The sequence below is a fragment of the Nocardioides sp. Leaf285 genome (assembly GCF_001422955.1).
Taxonomy (GTDB): domain Bacteria; phylum Actinomycetota; class Actinomycetes; order Propionibacteriales; family Nocardioidaceae; genus Nocardioides; species Nocardioides kribbensis.
Genome location: NZ_LMNH01000002.1, coordinates 55,270 through 73,952, shown reverse-complemented (window position 1 = coordinate 73,952; position 18,683 = coordinate 55,270). Strand labels below are relative to the sequence as shown.

Annotated in this window: 15 protein-coding genes; 9 read left to right on the top strand and 6 right to left on the bottom strand. The window is 73.9% G+C overall.

Features of this window, described 5'->3' with window-relative positions; all coding sequences use genetic code 11:
• Positions 1-45: 45 nt before the first annotated feature.
• Positions 46-939 carry an aldo/keto reductase gene (locus ASF47_RS05570; protein WP_056863053.1) on the bottom strand — a complete coding sequence of 298 codons (894 nt, stop codon included), beginning with the start codon at positions 937-939 and terminating at the stop codon, positions 46-48.
• Between the two features lie 121 nt (positions 940-1,060).
• Here ASF47_RS05570 and ASF47_RS05565 point away from each other — a divergent pair, with 121 nt between their 5' ends.
• The 3 genes from ASF47_RS05565 to ASF47_RS05555 all read left to right on the top strand — a co-directional run bounded on the left by ASF47_RS05565 (position 1,061) and on the right by ASF47_RS05555 (position 5,144).
• Positions 1,061-2,536 carry a protein adenylyltransferase SelO gene (locus ASF47_RS05565; protein WP_082500056.1) on the top strand — a complete coding sequence of 492 codons (1,476 nt, stop codon included), beginning with the start codon at positions 1,061-1,063 and terminating at the stop codon, positions 2,534-2,536.
• 161 nt (positions 2,537-2,697) lie between these two features.
• Positions 2,698-3,819, top strand: a complete 1,122-nt coding sequence (locus tag ASF47_RS05560) for an SPFH domain-containing protein (RefSeq protein WP_056863052.1) — start codon at positions 2,698-2,700, stop codon at positions 3,817-3,819.
• 14 nt (positions 3,820-3,833) lie between these two features.
• On the top strand, positions 3,834-5,144 hold the full coding sequence (locus ASF47_RS05555; RefSeq protein WP_200918969.1) for a hypothetical protein: 1,311 nt from the start codon (positions 3,834-3,836) through the stop codon (positions 5,142-5,144).
• A 103-nt stretch (positions 5,145-5,247) separates the two neighbouring features.
• Here the strand turns inward: ASF47_RS05555 and ASF47_RS05550 are convergent, their stop codons facing one another.
• A complete protein-coding gene (locus ASF47_RS05550) occupies positions 5,248-6,933 on the bottom strand; it encodes a sigma-54-dependent Fis family transcriptional regulator (protein WP_056863051.1) in 1,686 nt (561 codons plus the stop codon).
• Between the two features lie 279 nt (positions 6,934-7,212).
• Between ASF47_RS05550 and ASF47_RS05545 the strand changes: the two genes are divergently transcribed.
• The 3 genes from ASF47_RS05545 (at position 7,213) to ASF47_RS05535 (ending at position 10,275) form a co-directional block, all read left to right on the top strand.
• Positions 7,213-8,325 carry an NDMA-dependent alcohol dehydrogenase gene (locus ASF47_RS05545; protein ID WP_056863050.1) on the top strand — a complete coding sequence of 371 codons (1,113 nt, stop codon included), beginning with the start codon at positions 7,213-7,215 and terminating at the stop codon, positions 8,323-8,325.
• 7 nt (positions 8,326-8,332) lie between these two features.
• On the top strand, positions 8,333-9,316 hold the full coding sequence (locus ASF47_RS05540) for an AAA family ATPase (protein WP_082500055.1): 984 nt from the start codon (positions 8,333-8,335) through the stop codon (positions 9,314-9,316).
• 146 nt (positions 9,317-9,462) lie between these two features.
• Complete coding sequence (locus ASF47_RS05535) at positions 9,463-10,275, top strand: VWA domain-containing protein (protein WP_056863521.1); 813 nt, start codon at positions 9,463-9,465, stop codon at positions 10,273-10,275.
• A gap of 180 nt (positions 10,276-10,455) precedes the next feature.
• Here ASF47_RS05535 and ASF47_RS05530 read toward each other — a convergent pair whose 3' ends face one another.
• The 3 genes from ASF47_RS05530 to ASF47_RS05520 are packed head-to-tail and all read right to left on the bottom strand — an operon-like array spanning position 10,456 to position 14,320.
• On the bottom strand, positions 10,456-11,469 hold the full coding sequence (locus ASF47_RS05530) for an ABC transporter permease (RefSeq protein WP_056863049.1): 1,014 nt from the start codon (positions 11,467-11,469) through the stop codon (positions 10,456-10,458).
• Complete coding sequence (locus ASF47_RS05525; protein ID WP_082500054.1) at positions 11,466-13,166, bottom strand: sugar ABC transporter ATP-binding protein; 1,701 nt, start codon at positions 13,164-13,166, stop codon at positions 11,466-11,468. Before ASF47_RS05525 ends, ASF47_RS05530 begins: the two co-directional genes overlap by 4 nt.
• A complete protein-coding gene (locus ASF47_RS05520) occupies positions 13,163-14,320 on the bottom strand; it encodes a sugar ABC transporter substrate-binding protein (protein ID WP_056863048.1) in 1,158 nt (385 codons plus the stop codon). The genes ASF47_RS05525 and ASF47_RS05520 overlap by 4 nt, the downstream gene beginning before the upstream one ends.
• A 190-nt stretch (positions 14,321-14,510) precedes the next feature.
• Here ASF47_RS05520 and ASF47_RS05515 point away from each other — a divergent pair, with 190 nt between their 5' ends.
• Genes ASF47_RS05515 through ASF47_RS05505 form a run of 3 tightly spaced genes read left to right on the top strand, consistent with a single transcriptional unit; the run spans position 14,511 to position 16,995 of the window.
• On the top strand, positions 14,511-15,272 hold the full coding sequence (locus tag ASF47_RS05515) for an SDR family NAD(P)-dependent oxidoreductase (RefSeq protein WP_056863047.1): 762 nt from the start codon (positions 14,511-14,513) through the stop codon (positions 15,270-15,272).
• 32 nt (positions 15,273-15,304) lie between these two features.
• Positions 15,305-16,027: a TetR/AcrR family transcriptional regulator gene (locus tag ASF47_RS05510; protein ID WP_162242263.1), complete on the top strand. Its 723-nt coding sequence runs from the start codon at positions 15,305-15,307 to the stop codon at positions 16,025-16,027.
• Between the two features lie 2 nt (positions 16,028-16,029).
• Positions 16,030-16,995, top strand: a complete 966-nt coding sequence (locus ASF47_RS05505; RefSeq protein ID WP_056903117.1) for an alpha/beta hydrolase — start codon at positions 16,030-16,032, stop codon at positions 16,993-16,995.
• Here ASF47_RS05505 and ASF47_RS05500 read toward each other — a convergent pair.
• A complete protein-coding gene (locus tag ASF47_RS05500; protein ID WP_235558648.1) occupies positions 16,986-18,629 on the bottom strand; it encodes a flavin-containing monooxygenase in 1,644 nt (547 codons plus the stop codon). The genes ASF47_RS05505 and ASF47_RS05500 overlap by 10 nt on opposite strands.
• Between the last annotated feature and the right edge of the window lie 54 nt (positions 18,630-18,683).

Here is an 18,683-nt window from a genome sequence, read left to right as displayed (position 1 = left end):
TCTCCCCGGCCACCTCCCCGGCGGCGACCCCGCCGGGGTCGGGTCTCAGCCCTCGGGGTCGGCGTCGAGGCGGGCGAGCTCGTCGGCGGTGAGGTCGAGGTCGGCAGCCGCGGCGGAGTCGGTCACCGAGGAGGGACGCTTGGCCCCGGGGATGGGGATGACGACCGGCGACTGCGCGAGCTCCCACGCCAGCGCGACCTGCTGCGGGCTGACACCGCGCGCCTCGGCGACCTCGGCGAAGGCCGGGTGGTGGGCGGCCAGCTCCTTGGCGTCGCCCAGACCGCCCAGCGGGCTCCACGGCAGGAAGGCCAGGCCCAGCTCCTCGCAGACCTCGATCTCGGGGGCGCTGCTGCGGAACTTCGGGGAGAACTGGTTCTGCACGCTCACCAGGGCGCCGCCGAGCACGGAGTGGGCGAGACGGATCTGCTCGGGGTCGGCGTTGGAGAGCCCGAGCCGCTTCACCTTGCCGGAGTCGTGGATCTCCTTCAGCGTCGCCACCACCTCCTCGTAGGGCACGGCGGGGTCGGGCCGGTGGTGCTGCCACAGGTCGAGCTGCTCGACGCCGAGCCGCTCCAGGCTCGCGTCGACGGCCTCGTGGAGGTGCTGGCGGGAGCTGTCGACGTCCCAGCCTCCCCCGTCGGTGCGCACGTGGCCGCCCTTGGTGGCCAGCAGCACCCGCTCGCGCAGCCCGAGCTCGTCGAGCAGGCCGATGGCCAGGCGCTCGTTGGCGCCCTGGGCGTCCTGGCCCAGCTCGTCGCCGGGGCCGTAGGCGTCGGCGGTGTCGAAGAGGGTCACCCCGGCGTCGACCGCCGCCTGCACGGTGTCGAGCAGCTGCTGTCGCGGCTGGGTGCCGGTCTGGTCGAAGGTCATCAGGCCCAGGCCGATCGCCCCCACCTGCACGCGTCCGACGGTGTCGTTGCCGATCTCTCGAGTCCTCATGGGTCCTGTCTACCGCCGCGCGCCGACACGCAGCACCGCCGGAGGGGTGAGCACGCCACCGACGCGCGGCTCCCGAGTCGCGTCGCACCCGGCCTCCCGGGGGCCCTCGTAGGCTCGAGTCATGAGCACGACACGCGTCACGAGCACCTCCGCGCCCGCCCTGGGCCACGTCTTCGCCGACGCGCTGCCGGAGCTGGCCAAGCCCTGGCGGGCCGAGGAGGCGCCCGAGCCCCGGCTGCTGCACCTGGGCGAGGAGCTCGCGCGCGAGCTCGGCCTCGACCCGGAGTGGCTGCGCACGCCCGAGGGCGTCGGTTTCCTCGTCGGCGGTGAGGTTCCCGAGGGCGCCCACCCCGTCGCGCAGGCCTACGCCGGGCACCAGTTCGGAGGCTTCAACCCCGGCCTCGGCGACGGCCGGGCGCTGCTGCTCGGCGAGCTCACCGCCCCCGACGGCCGCCTGGTCGACCTGCACCTCAAGGGCTCCGGCCGCACGCCGTTCGCCCGTGGCGGCGACGGCCTGGCCGCGGTCGGCCCGATGCTGCGCGAGCTGGTGGTCAGCGAGGCCATGCACGCGCTCGGCGTGCCCACCACGCGCGCGCTGGCGGTCGTCGCCACGGGTCGCGGCGTACGCCGTGAGCTCGGGGTGCTGCCCGGCGCCGTCCTGGCCCGCACGGCGGCCAGCCACCTGCGCGTCGGCAGCGTGCAGCTCGCCCGGGCCCGCGACGACCGCGACCTGCTGGCGCGTCTGGCCGACCACGCGATCGCGCGGCACCACCCGGCGGCCGCCGACGCCGAGCACCCGCGCCTCGCCCTCTTCCAGGCCGTCGTGGCCGCGCAGGCCGACCTGGTGGCGCGGTGGATGCTGCTCGGCTTCGTGCACGGCGTCATGAACACCGACAACATGACCCTCTCCGGCGAGAGCATCGACTACGGCCCCTGCGCCTTCATGGAGGCCGTCGACCCCGCCACCGTCTTCAGCTCCATCGACCACGCCGGCCGCTACGCCTACGCCCAGCAGCCGCCGATCGCGGAGTGGAATCTCGCCCGTCTCGCCGAGGCGATGCTGCCGCTGCTGCACGACGACCAGGAGCAGGCCGTGGCGCTGGCCGTCGAGGCGCTCGGCGGCTTCCGCCCGCGCTACGACGCCGCCTGGACCGAGGGGATGCGCGCCAAGCTCGGCCTGCCCGCGGGCCTGGCGCCCGACGTGGTGCTCGCGCTGGCCACCGACCTGCAGGCGCTCATGCAGGCCGGCCGCGTCGACCACACGTCCTTCCACCGGTCGCTGGCGGCGGCGGCGCGCGGCGACGCCGAGCCGGTGCGCGGGGTCGTGCTCGACCTGCCCGCGCTCGACGCATGGCTCGAGCGGTGGCGCGCGCTGGGGCCCGACCCCGACGCGATGGACCGGGTCAACCCGCTCTACGTCCCGCGCAACCACCTGGTCGAGGAGGCCCTCGACGCCGCCACCGCGGGCGACCTCGCTCCGCTCGAGCGGCTGCTCGACGCGGTCCGGTCGCCCTACGTCGAGCGCCCCGACCTCGAGGCCTTCGCGGCCCCCGCACCGCCCGACTTCGGCGCCTACACCACCTACTGCGGCACCTGAGCCCGCACGGCCCCCACCCCGCGCGGACCCCGCGCCCACCCTGCGCCCACCCTGCGCCGACGACGCCGCCTGGGGAGTTCGCCCGCGCGGCGGCCCCCGGCCCCCTACGCTCGGCGGGTCGGGCACAGGGCCGGCGCGCGAGCTGAGGAGACGACACGGCGATGGGCTTCATGGACAAGGTGCGCGGGCAGTTCATCGACATCGTCGAGTTCCTCGACGACGGCCGCGACACCATCGTGTGGCGCTTCCCGCGCCAGGGCAACGAGATCAAGAACGGCGCGAAGCTCGTGGTGCGCGAGGGCCAGGTGGCCGTCTTCGTCGACGAGGGCCAGATCGCCGACGTCTTCACCCCCGGCACCCACACCCTCGACACCCAGAACCTGCCGGTGCTCTCGACCCTCAAGGGCTGGAAGTACGGCTTCGACTCCCCCTTCAAGGCCGAGGTCTACTTCGTCGGCACGCGGCTCTACACCGACCTCAAGTGGGGCACCCAGAACCCGGTGACCGTGCGCGACGCCGAGTTCGGGATGGTGCGGCTGCGGGCCTTCGGGGCCTACGCGCTCCAGGTCGTCGACCCCGCGGCGCTGCTGCGCCAGCTCGTCGGCACCGACCCCGACTTCCGCACCGACGAGGTCGCGGAGTTCCTCCGGCAGAACATCGTCAGCCAGGTCGGCACGGCCCTGGCCAACTCCCAGCTCCCGATGCTCGACCTCGCCGCCCAGCAGCAGACCATCGCCGCGACCCTCGCCGGGACGCTGACCACGAGCCTGGCTGACATGGGCGTGAGCATCCCGAAGTTCGTCATCGAGAACATCTCGCTGCCCCCGGAGGTCGAGGCCGCCCTCGACAAGCGCACCCAGATGGGGGTGCTGGGCAGCCTCGACCAGTACGCGAAGTTCCAGGCCGCCACCGCCATCGGCGACGCCGCCACCAACCCCGGCGGCGCGGGCGAGGGCCTCGGCATGGGCATGGGCATCGCCCTGGGCCAGCAGATCGCCCAGGCCATGGCTCCCCAGACGGCTCCCCAGGCCGCTCCCCAGGCTGCTGCGCCGGGTCCGCCGCCCCTGCCCGGGGCGGCCCAGCCCTGGTTCCTGGCCGTGGGCGGCCAGCAGGTCGGACCGGTCCCCGCTGCCGACCTGCCCGGCCGGGTCGCCTCGGGCGAGCTCACCGCGACCACCCTGGTCTGGCAGCAGGGCATGACCGCCTGGACCGCGGCGGCCGAGGTGCCGGCGCTGTCCGCGCTCCTCGCCGCCACGCCGCCGCCGCTGCCGCCCCAGGCCTGAGCCGAGGAGACCCGGTGCCCACCGACCCGACCCCCACCGGCCAGCAGCCCGCCGACCCGGCGGGTCCCCCTCCGCTGCCCGGCGGGCGCACCGCGGGGCCACCGCCGCTGCCCGAGCCGCCCGCGACCTCGCCCCCCGGCGCAGCCCGCGTGGTCGACCCGGTCGGCCCGGTCGACGCGAGCGACCCGGTGACCCCGGGCGCCGCGACGCTCAGCGCCACCTGCGGCAGCTGCGGCGCACAGGTCGCCTTCGCCCCCGGCACGACCTCCCTGCGCTGCGGCTCGTGCGGCGCGCAGACCGCCATCGCCGCGACCGGAGCCACGATCCGCGAGCACTCCTACGACGCGTGGCGCGCGCGCAACGGCGACACGACGGTCGCCTCGATCGGAGCCCACGTGCTCCAGTGCGGCGGGTGCGGCGCTCGCACCGAGACCGTCGACCTGGCCGGGCGCTGCCAGTTCTGCAGCGGCGCCCTCGTGGTCGTCGAGCACCCCGAGGGTCTCGTGGCGCCCGAGGCGGTCATCCCGTTCCACGTCGACGAGTCGGGCGCCCAGCGGGCCTTCGGCGAGTGGGTCGGCTCGCGGCGCTTCGCCCCGGGGGCCCTGAAGGAGGTCGGCTCGACCCACGGCCTCCAGGGCACCTACGTCCCGCACTGGACCTTCGACGCCCAGACCGTCACCGACTACACCGGCCAGCGCGGCGAGCACTACTACGTCACCCGCACCCGCACGGTCTCCGACGGCAAGGGCGGCACGAGGACCGAGACCTACCAGGAGCGCCGGACGCGGTGGCACCCCGCGTCGGGTCGCGTCTCCCGCGGCTTCGACGACGTCCTGGTCGTCGCCAGCGAGCGGCTGGAGCCGGGGAAGCTGGCGAAGATGGGGCCCTGGACGCTCGCCGACGCGCGCCCCTTCCAGCAGGAGTACCTCACCGGCTACTCCGCCCTGCGCTACGACGTCGACCCGCAGGAGGGCGCCAAGGAGGCCCGCGGCCAGATGCGCGAGGTCATCGAGGACGACTGCCGCCGTGACATCGGCGGTGACGAGCAGCGCGTCAGCGACATGGACGTCACCTACGCCCAGGCGACCTTCAAGCTGCTGCTCGTGCCGCTCTGGCTGGCCAGCTACCTCTACCGCGGCACGACCTACCAGGTGATGGTCAACGCCACCACCGGCGAGGTCGTGGGCGACCGGCCCTGGAGCGTGCCGAAGATCCTCGCCGCCGTGCTGGTGGCGCTGCTGCTCGTCGGCGCCGTCGTCGCCGCCCTCGTGCTCACCGGCGACAGCAGCACCGCCCCGACGCCCGCCCCCGGCGTCCGACCCTGATCCACGCCCCGGTCCACGCCCCGGTCCACGCCCCGGTCCACGCCCCGGTCCACGCCCCGGTCCACGCCCCGGTCCACGCCCCGGTCCACGCCCCGGTCCAGGCTCAGCCGTTGATGCGCAGCGCCCGCATCCGCGCGTAGAGCGTGGTGCGCGAGAGCCCGAGCGCCTCGGCGGCGCGCACCTTGACCCCGCCGGCGTCGCGCAGCGCGGTGACGATGACGTCGCGCTCGGCCTGCTCCAGCGCGGTGAGGGCGCCGGCAGGAGCACCCGAGCGGTACTGCTCCGGCAGGTCGTCGACGGTCAGGCCGCCGGTGGAGCGGGCCTGCGCCAGGTGGACCACCACGGCCTTGAGCTCGCGCAGGTTGCCCGGCCACGCCTGGGCGCACAGGGCCTCGACCACGCGTGGGGTCAGGTGCACGGGGCGCCCGCCCGCGACCTCGCGCAGCATGGAGGCCGCGAGCTCCGGCACGTCCTGACGGCGGGCCGCCAGCGGCACCAGCTCCTCGCGCCGGGTGGCCATGCCCGCGAGCGTGGCGGCCGCGCCCTGCAGCCCCGCGACGGGGCCCGAGGTCAGCACGAGGTCAGGTCGGGTGGGGGCGTCGACCCACCCGGTCACGACGTCGAGCAGGGCGTCGGGCAGCAGGTCGATGCCGTCGACGCAGACGGTGCCCGACCCCCGCCGCATGGCGGCCTCGAACTGTCGGGCCCACTCCTCGGCGCCCTCCAGCAGCGCGGTCGCGGGTCGCATCACCTGCACGGGGAGGTGGTCGGCGGCCAGCGCGCGGGCGCGGGTGGTGCGGCCGCTGCCCGAGACGCCCGCGACGAGCCGGGGCGGTCCGACCCGGTCGCGACGGGTGCGGCTGCGGGTGGTCACCGCCCGCGCCAGCGCACCGCTCACCTTGTCGACGCGCAGCAGCGCACCGCGGCGGGCTCCGCTCACGCGGGTGACCTCGACGCTCACCGGCTGGCCCGACTCCAGGGTCAGTTCGATGGCCTGCTGGTCGCGCTGCTGGGGCTCGTCGGCCAGCACCCGCAGGAGGGCGACGTCGGCGGGGCTGAGCAGGTCCTGCGCGGCGTGGTTGGAGAGCACGATGTCCTCGCCGACGGCCAGGATCGGACGGCGCCGCAGACCCACCGCGCCCTGGAAGGCCGCCAGCAGGCTCTTCTCCGAGGCCCGGCTGCCGTCGAGGAGGCGCTGCTCGATCTCGTGCACGGCGCGCGAGACCAGCGGCGCCAGCAGCGGGCTGGCCTGCTCGCGCAGCGCGGTGAGGTCCAGCACGCCCTCGATCCGCTTGGTCAGGGGGTGACGGATCGGGTGGCCGTAGCAGCTGAAGGCCTGCAGGGCCTCCACGAAGTGCTCGCTGCCGTGCACGGCGACACCGTGGCGGGCGACCATCGCGGTGCCCAGCGCGTTGGTGCCGATGCGCTCCTCGAGCAGGCTGGCGCCGACGCGCACGTCGAGGGAGTCGAAGGCCTCGCCGAGCCGCGGGTCGTCGCACCATCGCCGGGCCACGCGGCAGTCGCGGTCGACGAGCACGGTGGAGTAGCGGCTGCCGCGCAGCCCCTCCTCGAGGTCCTCGAGCACCGGCACGGCGCCGCGCAGCAGCGTGCTGCCGACGTCGGCGACCGTCTCCACCCCCGCGTCGGCGTCGGTGTCTACCGGCGCCGCGGGGTCGAGACCGGCGAGGCGCACACGGCGCCAGGAGGAGGCGATCTCCTCGCGCACGCCCGGCGCCCCGGCCGCGGGGGGCAGGCCGGGGCCCGCAGCCGCGCCGCTGGTGCGCCTCATCGGTCCTCCCGGGCCCGCTGGCGGTCGCGGGCGGTCGACGTGTGTCGCAGGTCACACCCTGCGCCGTCGAGGTTGGTCCGCGGTTGCCCGACCCCGCGGCGGCGCAGTGCCACCCCGACGCCGGACCCGGGGTGCGACGGAGTGTGCAGAGACTGAACAGTCACCCCGCCCCCGGCTTGTCATGGTGTGGCTCCCGTCACGTCGCCCGACGACCCGCGCCCGGCCGCTGCGCCGCCGCGGCCGCCCGGCGGACCGCCGTACACCCCAGAGGAGCCACCGATGAAGACCATCGCCGCCGTCGTCTACGAGCCCGGCAAGCCGATCGAGATCGAGGAGCTCGACCTCGACGGCCCCCAGGCCGGTGAGGTGCTGATCCGCTACACCCACGCCGGGCTGTGCCACTCCGACGTGCACATCGCCCACGGCGACCTCGAGGCGCGCCTGCCGATGGTGCTGGGCCACGAGGGCGCCGGGATCATCGAGGAGGTCGGGCCGGGCGTGACGCGCGTGCAGCCCGGCGACCACGTGGTCTGCTCCTTCATCCCCAACTGCGGGTCGTGCCGCTACTGCGCCAACGGCCAGCAGTCGATCTGCGACATGGGCGCCACCATCCTCGAGGGCTACCTGCCCGGGGAGCGCTTCCCGATCACCGGCCCGCGCGGGCAGTACGGCGCGATGTGCATGCTCGGCACCTTCAGCCAGTACGGCGTGATCCACCAGAACTCCTGCGTCAAGGTCGACGACGACCTGCCGCTGGAGAAGGCGGTGCTGGTGGGCTGCGGCGTGCCGACCGGCTGGGGCGCGGCGGTCAACACCGCTGGCGTGCGCGCCGGCGACACGGTCGCGATCTTCGGCATCGGCGGCATCGGCATCAACGCCGTGCAGGGCGCGCGCCTCAGCGGCGCGAAGAACATCGTGGTCGTCGACCCCCTGGAGAACAAGCGCGAGAAGGCCATGGAGCTGGGCGCCACCCACGCCTTCGCCAGCGCCGAGGAGGCCCAGGACACCATCACCGACCTCACCCGCGGCCAGATGGCCGACTCCGCCATCCTCACCCCGGGACTGATGACCTCCGAGATCGTGGCCAGCGGCTTCAACGCCGTCGGCAAGGGAGGCACGGTCGTGCTGACCGGGCTCAACAAGCTCGACGAGCAGAACATCGAGCTGCCGGGCTCGATCATGACCCTCTACCGCAAGACCCTCAAGGGCAGCCTCTTCGGCGACTGCAACCCCACGACCGACATCCCGAAGATCCTCGGGCTCTACCAGAGCGGCGACATCAAGCTCGACGAGATCATCACCCGCACCTACCGCCTCGACCAGGTCAACGAGGGCTACGACGACCTGCTGGCCGGCAAGAACGTGCGCGGCGTCGTCGTGCACGAGCACTGAGCGGCCCGTGCCCGACCACCCCACCCCGGTCACCGCGGGCGCGACGGCCGACGCCGTCGCGCCCGTGGCCGCGGTCGACCGCTCCGAGGAGGCCCAGGTGCTCCAGGCGGCGCTGCGCAGCGGCGCCCACGTGCTCCTCGAGGGACCGCCCGGCACCGGCAAGTCGACCCTGCTGCGCCAGGTCGCGCGCGAGCGCGACATCCCCTTCGTGCTCGTCGAGGGCAACGCCGAGCTGACCCCCGCGCGGCTGGTCGGCCACTTCGACCCCGCGCTGGTGCTGGCCCGCGGCTACAGCCCGGAGATCTTCGAGGACGGGCCGCTGCTGGCCGCGATGCGCTCGGGAGGCCTGCTCTACGTCGAGGAGCTCAACCGGATCCCGGAGGAGACCCTCAACGTCCTGCTGGCCGCGATGTCGGAGAAGGAGATCACCGTGCCCCGCCTGGGCTGCGTGGTCGCCGCGCCCGGCTTCGGCCTGGTCGCCGCCATGAACCCCTTCGACGCGATCGGCACCGCGCGGGTCTCCAGCGCGCTCTACGACCGCACCTGCCGGATCTCGATGGGCTACCAGCCCGCCGCGGCCGAGCGCGCCATCGTGGCGCTGCACACCGGCGCCCCGGGCAGCACCGGCAGCACCGGCGGCACCACCGGCACCGCCGGTCCGGAGTGGGAGGCGAAGGTCGTCGAGCTGGTGCGCGCCACCCGCGAGCACCCCGACCTCGAGTGGGGCTCCTCGGTGCGCGGCGCGATCGACGTGGCCCGGATCACCGTCGAGCTGGCCGCCCTGCGCGGCGTACCGGCCACCGAGTGGCACGTCGGCCTGGCCGCCGCGAAGGCCTCGCTCACGGGGCGGGTCAGGCTGCACGAGGGCTGCGGCTGCACCCCCGAGCAGGTCGTCACCGAGCTGTGGACCCGTGTCTTCGGGCCGCCCCCGGAGACCGACCCGCCCGACGGCGCGCCCGACACCGGGGAGGCGGGGCCGGGGGAACCCTGAGCCCGCCCACCCCGGCGGGCTCGCCCCCCTCACCCTCGGCCCCCTCCAAGCCGCAGCCCCGCGAGCGACTGCGCAACGAGCGCACCACCGGGCGCTCGGAGCTGGCCCGCAACCCCCGCTTCGCCGAGCTCTCCCCCGAGACCGGCGTGCTCGACCAGGACGCCCTCGACGCCGCGCTGCGCGAGGACCCCGACCTCACCCTCACGCTGCTGGTCGACATGTCGCGGGCCACCGACGAGGCGCTGCGCGCCCAGGTACGCCGGCTGGCCCCCCGCCTCGTGCTCGACCAGACCCGTCGTGGTCTCCCCCGGTCGGCCGGGGTCGCCCGCCGGCGCACGCGCCCCGCCGTGGCGGGCGGCGACCTCGACCTCGACCGCTCGATGGAGGCCGTCGTCGGCGCCCGCGCCGAGGGCCGCATGCCGCGCCTCGACGAGCTGGTCTCCTCCGACTGGGCCCGCCCCGACCTCGCGCTGTGCCTCGTGGTCGACCGCTCGGGGTCCATGAACGGCGCCCGCCTGACCGCCGCCGCCGTGACGACCGCCGCGTGCGCCAGCATGGCTCCGCGCGAGCACGCCGTGCTGACCTTCGCCTCCGGCGTGGACGTCCTCGCCCCGCTCACCGCGCGCCGCCCGGCCACCGAGACCATCGCCACGGTGCTCGCGCTGCGCGGCCACGGCACCACCGCCCTGCCCGCCGCCCTCGACGCCGCGCGGCTCCAGCTCTCGCGCGCCACCGCCCGCCGCCGGGTCACCCTGCTGCTCTCCGACTGCCGCACCACCGACGACGACGCAGTGCCCGCGGCCAGCCGGCTCGACGAGCTGGTCGTCCTCGCCCCGGCCGACGACGACGAGGAGGCCCGCCGCCTGGCCCTGCGTGCCGGCGGGCGCTGCGCCAGCGTCGCCGGCGTGCTCGACGTGCCCCGCGCCCTCAACCGTCTCCTCGCCGACGACCGGCCCTAGACCACGCCTCGCCCGGCAGCCCCGGCGACCGCAAGCCCTCGACGGGCACGGCCTGGCTGCTGCTCGTGCTGCTGACCCCGTGGCTGGGCCTCGAGGCGTGGTCGCTCAGATCCGCCCGGCTGCGCTGCGTCGACAACGTCACGCGACTGACGGCAGCCCTCCAGTGAGCGCCGCCGGGCCTCACGGAGCGGCAGCGACACGGGCGTCGCTCGGGGCCTCCCCCCTGACGAGCTTGCGACGGGCCTTCTCCTCGGCCGCCCGCTGGCGTCCGAGGGCGACGGCGACGGCGGCGACGAGCGCACCGCCGCTGAACATCGGGTCGAGCCACTGGGCGTTGGTGGCCAGCTGGAGACCCTTGACCCCGGTGGCCAGCACGAAGATGGCGAGCACCGTGCCCCAGACGTTGAAGCGGCCCGGGATGACCTGCGTGGACCCGAGGAAGACCGCCGCGAAGGCGGGCAGCAGGAGCGAGGCGCCGTAGGTCAGCGACGGCCCGGCGAGGGAGGCGTAGATCGCCCCGGTGAGACCCGCGATGGTGCCGGAGGCGATGAGGGCCAGCCACGTGTAGAGGTCCACGCGCGCGCCGGACAGGCGTGCCGCCTCCGGACTGCTGCCGATGGCGAAGAGGTAGCGGCCCACCGGGGTGTGCTGGAGCACCCACCACAGCAGGACGGCCAGGATCAGCATGTAGACCACGACCACCTGGAAGCCCAGGATGGTGGACTGGGTGAACGCGGCCCACGAGGCGTTGATCGGTGGGAGCGGCTGGGCGTTGTCGGTGATGATGATCTGGAAGGCCGCGATCATCGACGAGGTGCCGAGCGTGGTGATGAAGGAGCTCACCTTGAGCTTGACCACGATGAAGCCGTTGACGGCTCCGATGAGGGTGCCGAGCAGCGTGCACACCACGACCACGGTCGGCCACGCCCAGTCGTCGTTGACCAGCATGACCGCGGAGATGGTCGAGATGTTGGCCGTGGCGCCGACCGAGAGGTCGAAGGCACCGCACGCCAGCGGCACCAGGATCGCGAGGGCCAGCATCGCCGCGATCGACCGGTCGGCGGCGATCGAGTGCACCGTCGCCATGGTCGGGAAGTAGAGCGGCTGCCAGACCGAGAAGACCACGATGAGCACGGCCCACAGGTAGAGGCCGCTGAAGCGTTCGAGGCCGAGGCCGCGCGGGAGCCGGGTCATCGCAGATCTCCTTCGAGGCTGCCGACCGCCGCACGGTCGGAGCGGTGGTCGACAGGGTGGTCGGGCGGGTCGGTCGTGAGGTGGGGGTGGCGGAGGTCAGCCGGGTCGCCCTCGCTCTCCATCACCTCCATGAGGTCGGAGGCCTGGTCGGGCTCGATGCCGAGGCAGGCGCGGGTCAGGGCGTGGGCACTGATCTCGTCGCCGACGAGCTCCTCGACCAGCTCCCCCACCCTGAGCACGAGGACGCGGTCACAGACCGCGATCAGCTCCTCGGTGTCGCTGGAGCTGACCAGCACGGCGGCGCCCCGCTCGGCGGCCTCGAAGAGCGCGCGGTGGAGCTCGGCCTTGGCGCCGACGTCGACGCCCTGGGTGGGCTCGTCGAGCAGGAAGAGCACCGGCTGACGCTCGAACCACTTGCCGTAGACGATCTTCTGCTGATTGCCCCCGCTGAAGGTCGACATCGCACGCTCGGTGCCGGACCGGGGCCGCACGTCGAGCCGCTCGAACCAGCCCGTGGCGAGGTCGTGCTCGCGGCGCCGACTGAGGCCGGCGCCGCGCCAGAGGCTGCGCAGGCTGCCGAACCCGATGTTCTCGCGGGCGGGCAGGTCGACGAAGCAGCCCTCGAGCTTCCGCTCGGCCGGCACGTAGGCCACGCCGGCGGCCATCGCACGGTCGGGTCGGTCGGCCCCGACCCGTCGTCCCGCGACCCTCACCTCGCCGTGGTCGCGGTGTCGTGCCCCGAAGACGGTGCCCAGGAGCGAGTCGCGCCCCGAGCCGGTGATCCCGGCCACGCCGACCACCTCGCCGGGACGGACCTCCAGGTCGATCCCGTGCAGGCTCTCCGAGCCCAGGCCGGTGACGCTGAGGGCCGGCTCGGAGGCCGGGTCCGACCGCAGTGGCGGCCGCTCCTGGGCTTCGAGAGCGGCCCCCAGCAGGTGGTGCAGCAGGGAGTCGCGGGTCAGGCCGGCCACCGGCTGGGTCGTCATCCGCACCCCGTCGCGGAGCACGGTGGCCGCCGTGGCGACGGCGAAGACCTCGTCGAGGCGGTGGGTGACGTAGAGGACGCCGATGCCGCGTGCCGAGACCCGGCCGACGATCTCGAGGAGGGCCTCGACCTCGTGCTCGGGCAGTCGTGCGGTGGGCTCGTCGAGCACCAGCAGGTGCACGGGGCTGGACTCGTCGTCGAGCAGGGCGCGGGCGACGGCGACGCCGGTCTTCTGGGCCGGGGAGAGCCGGCCGACGTGACGGTCGGGGTCGACCTCCACGCCCACCGACTCCAGCGCGCGGGCGGCCCGTGCCCGGGCCGCGCGGCCGCGGATCGTCCCGAAGCGCGTCGGGAAGCCAGGGCCGAAGGCGAGGTTGTCGCTGACCGAGCAGTCCTCGACCAGCCCGAGGTCCTGGTGCACGAAGCGCGCACCCAGGGCGTACGACGACGCCGCGCTGCCCGTCACCAGCTCCTCGCCGCCGATGCGGATGGAGGCCCCGGGATCGGGGCGGTGGAAGCCCGAGAGGGTCTTGATGAGCGTGGACTTGCCCGATCCGTTCTCGCCCAGCAGGGCGTGGACCTCCCCCGCGCCGATGCGCAGGTCGACGTCGCGCAGCGCGTGACCGCCGACGAAGGTCTTGGTGAGACCGACGATGTCGAGCGCCGGGGCGGAGTCCGTCCCGGCCGTCGCGGAGGAGGTCCCGGTGCTCACTTGCCCCACAGCGCCTTGTACTGCTCGCGGTAGTCCTCGGGGAACCCGAGCCCGGCGGGAGAGGGCGTGCCGACGTTGTCCTGCACGGCGATCATCTGCACGCGACCTCCGTCGGCCTCGGGCACGTCCATGCCGGTCATGGTGCGGGCGACGATGTCGACCGCGGTCCACCCGTACTGGTCCTCGGCGGTGGCGCTCACCGCCGCGATGTCGCCGCTGACGACACCCTGCAGGCTGTTGATGTCGGGCGAGCCGCCCACCACCTTGACCCCGCTGATGCCGGCGGCCTCGAGGGCGCTGGGCAGGCCTGCGGCGAGGAAGGCGGTGTCGGTCGAGACGACGTAGTCGATGTCGGGCTTCTTCTGCAGCTCCGAGACCACCGACGGGACGATGCCGTTGGAGGCCAGCTGGGCAGGGGCGTTCTCCAGCTCGGTGATGGTGCAGCCCGAGCAGTACTCCGCGATGCCCTCGCGGAAGCCGTCGCCGTAGGCGGCGAGCACCGCGAAGGCCGGCACGTCCTGGAGCAGGATGGTGGCGTCGGCCGCGGAGTCGGCGGTGACCCAGGCGGCCATGGCCTTGCCGGAGGCCGCGTAGTCGAGCTGGCTGGCCGAGCCCTGCGTGACGGGGCCGCCCGGCTCGGTGTCGCCCACGGCGACCGGGGTGATGATCACGCCGGCGTCCTCGAAGTCCTGGACGAGGGGCTGCCACAACGTCTGGCTGAAGCCGATCGGGGCCACGGCGAAGGGGTCGTAGGTCAGCGCCTCCTTCATGGCCGAGGTCAGCGTGGCGCCGTCGGTGGTCTTGTAGGCCAGCAGCTCTGTCTCCCACCCCATGGCCTCGGCGGCCTCGAGGGTGCCGTCGGAGATCAGCTGGCACTGGGGCAGCTCACAGGTGATGACGACGAAGGGCTTGTCGCTGGAGGTGTCGCCGGTGATCGGCTCGGTCTGGTTGATGGTGCTGGGCGTCTCCAGGAGTGGGGTCACCACCTCCTGGGCGGCGCTCACCTCGGCCTCGGCGGCCGACCCGGCCTCGGCCGTCGCCGCGGCCTCCGGCGCTCCTGCGGAGTCCTCGGGAGCGGCGCAGGCGCCGAGGATCAGCATCCCGGCGGCGGCGATCCCCGCCATGCCGCGCAGTCGTGCGTGGTGGTTGGTCATCGGTGGGTCCCTTCGAAGGCCCGAGAAGCACGGCGACGAGCCTGGCGGCGCGTCATGTGTCGTGCATCACAACAGCCTGCGATCCGACTGTCAACTGCCGTGTTGACTAAATCTACGAACGTGTTGACCTGGGTCGACGTCGGTCCTACCGTCGACCCACGCCCGCCGGGCGACAAGGAGGAGCACCCGCATGAGCGTTCTCGACCGGTTCCGACTCGACGGCCAGGTCGCCGTCGTCACGGGCGCCTCCTCAGGGCTGGGGGTCGCCTTCGCCGTGGCCCTCGCCCAGGCCGGCGCCGACGTCGTGCTCGCCGGTCGACGTGAGGAGCGGCTGCGCGAGACCGCCCTCCTCGTCGAGGCGGAGGGGCGCCGGGCGGTGCCGGTCGCGACCGACGTGACCGACCCGACGGCCTGCACGACACTCGCGCAGACCGCCATGGAGCACCTGGGCCGCATCGACGTCCTGGTCAACAACGCTGGCGTGGGCACGGCGCACCCCGCCACACGGGAGACACCGGAGCAGTTCCGCGAGGTGCTCGCGACCAACCTCGAAGGTGCCTACTGGATGGCCCAGGCCTGTGGCCGGGTGATGCGCCCCGGGAGCAGCATCGTCAACATCTCCAGCGTCATCGGACTCCGCCCCCAGCCCCTCCCCCAGGCCGCCTACGCCTCGAGCAAGGCCGCGCTCATCGGTCTCACCCGCGACCTGGCCAACCAGTGGACCCGCCGCAAGGGGATCCGTGTCAACGCCATCGCGCCCGGCTTCTTCGAGACCGAGATCAGCGACGGCTACGCACCGGGCTACGTCGACACCCAGCTGGAGCGGGTCGCGGTGGGTCGCCAGGGCGACCCCGAGGAGGTCGCCGCGACGCTGGTGTGGCTGGCCAGCAGCGCCGCCGGCTACGTCACGGGGCAGACCGTGGTGGTCGACGGTGGGTACGTGATCGGGTGAGCGCCACGGCGCGGCGCACTAGGGTGCCCGACGTGAGCGACGACCGCACCCCTCCCCTCTCCAGCGGCGCGGGCGACCCGCCTCCGGCCGACCCTCCCGCCGCCGACCCCGACGACAGCGGCATCGGCCGGCGCCGGGCCGCCGCGCGAGGACGCAAGAAGGGCGGCTACAGCCTCAGACGGACCGAGATCATCAACGCCGCCGCACAGGTCTTCAAGGTCCGCGGCTACCAGGGCACGTCGCTGGCCGACATCGCCGAGGCCGTCGGCACGGAGCGGGCCAGCCTGTACTACTACGTCAGCAGCAAGGAGGAGCTCCTCGACGAGGTCGTCACCGACGTCGTCAAGGCCAACCTCGTGGTCGCCGAGGGCATCCGCGACTCCGACCAGCCGGCGCCCGCGAAGCTGCGCGAGCTGATCACCTCGCTCATGGTCAGCTACGCCGAGAACTACCCGTTCCTCTACGTCTACCTCCAGGAGAACCTCGCCCACGTCGCCGAGGCGCGGCGCGAGTGGGCCGAGGAGATGCGCAAGGTCAACCGTCGCTGGGAGGAGGCCGTCACCGCGATCGTCACCCAGGGCGTCGAGGAGGGCACCCTGCGTCCGGTCACCGACCCGCGGGTCATGGCCTACGGACTGATCGGGATGGTCAGCTGGACCAACCGCTGGTTCAACCCCCAGCGTTCCGCCGTCGACGCCGCCACCATCGGGGAGTCCTACGCCAGCATGCTCCTGGACGGCGTGGAGGTGAGGTGAGCGTGGCGGAGCCCACCGCCCACCCCGACGTGGCGCGCCTCGTGGCCCAGTTCGACGAGCTGGCCGTGCCGACCTACGACACCGTGAGCGTGCCGCACGCCCGCGCGCTGCTCGACGGAGTGCTGCGCCTGCAGCACCCGGCCACCCCGGTCGCCGGGGTGCGCGACGTGCTGCTGCCCGGAGACGCCGGCTTGCTGCCCGCCCGGGTCTACCACCCCTCGCCCGACGAGCAGCGCCCGCTGGTGCTCTACCTGCACGGTGGCGGGTTCGTGCTCGGCGGACTCAAGGCCGCCGACCGTCCGTGCCGGGCCCTGGCCGCCGCGAGCGGCTGCGTCGTGGTCTCCCTCGACTACCGCCGGGCACCGGAGACCCGCTTCCCCGGCCCGCTGCTCGACTGCGTCGCGGCCGCGCGCGCCCTCGCCGCCGACCCTGCCGCGCTCGGGGGCGACCCCGCACAGGCGCTGGTGCTGGTCGGCGACAGCGCGGGTGGCAACCTCGCCGCCGCGACGGCGCTCGAGCTGCGCGACAGCCCAGGGGCCGTGCGGGCGCAGGTGCTCGTCTACCCGTGCCTGCACCCCGCCCTCGACACGCCCTACGCCTCCTACCGCCGCCGCGCCGACGGACCGCTCATGACCGCGCGGGAGCTGGCGTGGTTCTGGGACCTCTACCTGCCCTCGCCCGCGGCCGGCCGGGACCCGCGCGCGGCGCCCGTGCTGGCCGAGGACCTCAGCGGCCTCCCGCCGACCACCATCGTGACCGCGGAGCTCGACCCGCTGCGCGACGAGGCGCTGCACTACGCCGCGCGTCTCGCCGAGGCCGGCGTCGCTGTCGAGGAGACGACGTACGCCGGGGCGGCGCACGGATTCTGGTGGATGGACGCGGCGCTCAGCCAGGCCGCCGAGCTGACGGAGCTCCTGGCCGCGACCTGCGCCGGCGGCGCTGGTCCGACCTGGTCGGCTCAGGCCTGAGCCGGCTCCCGCTCGCGGCTCGAGGAGAGCTCGAAGCCGGAGTAGCCCTCGTCGACCACCCGCTCCAGGATCCTGCGGTAGGCGCGCACGCCACCGGGGTAGGGCATGAAGACCCGAGGCTTCCCCTCGACCTCGTCACCGTTGTAGTAGCTCGTGGCGAGCGGGTAGAGCGTCTCCTGGGCCCGCTCGTTCACGTGGGCCACCCACGCCTGCTCGGCCGCCTCGGTCGCCTCGACGACGTCGGCGCCGACGGACTCCAGGTGGGCGAGGAGCGCGGCGATCCAGTCGACGTGCTGCTCGGTCGACAGCAGCACGTTGCTCAGCAGGGAGGGGCTGCCCGGACCTGCGACGATGAACAGGTTGGGGAAGTCGTGCACGCACAGCCCGAGCTGAGTGACCGGCCCGGCCGACCACTTCTCCTTCAACGTGAGCCCACCCCGACCGGTGATGGTCGGACGCAGCAGGGAGCCCGTGAGGGCGTCGAAGCCGGTGGCGAAGACGACGACGTCGAGGTCGTGCTCCGCACCGCTCGCCGTGCGGAGCCCGGTCGGGGTCATCGCCTGCAGCGGATCCTCCCGGATGTCGGCGAGCGTGACGTCGTCGCGGTTGAAGGTCTCGAAGTAGCCACTGTCGACCGAGGGGCGCTTGGCGGCGAAGGGGAAGTCGCGCGGCATCAGCTTCTCGCGCAGCACGGGGTCGTCGATCTTGGCGGCGATCTTCTCCCGGATGAAGTCGGCGGCGGTGTCGTTGGCGGCCCGGTCGCGCAGGATGTCGTAGTAGACGAGCGCGAACCCGAAGCCGGCGGTGGCCCAGTAGTCCTCGTAGCGCTCACGACGCTCGGCGTCGCTCACCTCGAGCGCGGAGGTCCTGCTGATGGGGATGGTGCCGAGACCGCTCGGCGAGTTGCGCGAGGCCTCGCGGCGCTCGGCGTAGGACGCCTTGACCTCGGCGTCACGCTCGTCACTGATCGGCCCGTTGGTGGCCGGCACGCTGAAGTTGGGGGTGCGCTGGAAGACCGTGAGGTGGGCGGCCTCCTGGGCGACGACGGGGATCAGCTGCATGCCGGACGACCCGGTGCCGATCACCCCGACCCGCTTGCCGGACAGGTCGACGCCCTCGCGGGGCCACTGCGCGGTGAGCAGCACCTGACCGCGGAAGTCGTCCTGGCCGGGCAGGCTCGGGGTCTTGGTGGTCGAGAGCTGCCCCGTGGCCATGACCAGGAAGCGGGACCTCCAGGCCCCGCCACTCTCGGTGCTCACCGACCAGCGGGCGCTCGCGTCGTCCCAGGTGGAGTCGACCATCCGCTGGCCGAGGCGGACGTCTCGACGCAGGTCGAAGCGCTCGGCCACGTGGTGGATGTAGCGCAGGATCTCGGGCTGGGTCGCGTAGCGCTCGCTCCAGCGCCACTCCTGCTCGAGCTCGGAGGAGAAGCAGTAGGAGTAGTCGTAGCTCTCCACGTCGCAGCGCGCACCGGGGTAGCGGTTCCACTGCCAGACGCCGCCGATGTCGTCGCCCGCCTCGAGCACCACCACCGAGTGGCCCGCCCCGCGCAGCGTGTGCAGGGCACGCAGACCGGCGAAGCCGGCCCCCACCACCACGACGTCGACCTCGGTCACGTCCACCACAGGGTCCACCACAGCCGGTCTCCTCGCTCGTCGTGCTCCGGAACACCGACGGTAGCCATCGCG

Bases quoted from the DNA above. Each gene is read 5' to 3' on its own strand.
- ASF47_RS05570 (WP_056863053.1), bottom strand. From the start codon at position 939: ATGAGGACTCGAGAGATCGGCAACGACACCGTCGGACGCGTGCAGGTG.
- ASF47_RS05565 (WP_082500056.1), top strand. From the start codon at position 1,061: ATGAGCACGACACGCGTCACGAGCACCTCCGCGCCCGCCCTGGGCCAC.
- ASF47_RS05560 (WP_056863052.1), top strand. From the start codon at position 2,698: ATGGGCTTCATGGACAAGGTGCGCGGGCAGTTCATCGACATCGTCGAG.
- ASF47_RS05550 (WP_056863051.1), bottom strand. From the start codon at position 6,933: ATGAGGCGCACCAGCGGCGCGGCTGCGGGCCCCGGCCTGCCCCCCGCG.
- ASF47_RS05545 (WP_056863050.1), top strand. From the start codon at position 7,213: ATGAAGACCATCGCCGCCGTCGTCTACGAGCCCGGCAAGCCGATCGAG.
- ASF47_RS05530 (WP_056863049.1), bottom strand. From the start codon at position 11,469: ATGACCCGGCTCCCGCGCGGCCTCGGCCTCGAACGCTTCAGCGGCCTC.
- ASF47_RS05520 (WP_056863048.1), bottom strand. From the start codon at position 14,320: ATGACCAACCACCACGCACGACTGCGCGGCATGGCGGGGATCGCCGCC.
- ASF47_RS05515 (WP_056863047.1), top strand. From the start codon at position 14,511: ATGAGCGTTCTCGACCGGTTCCGACTCGACGGCCAGGTCGCCGTCGTC.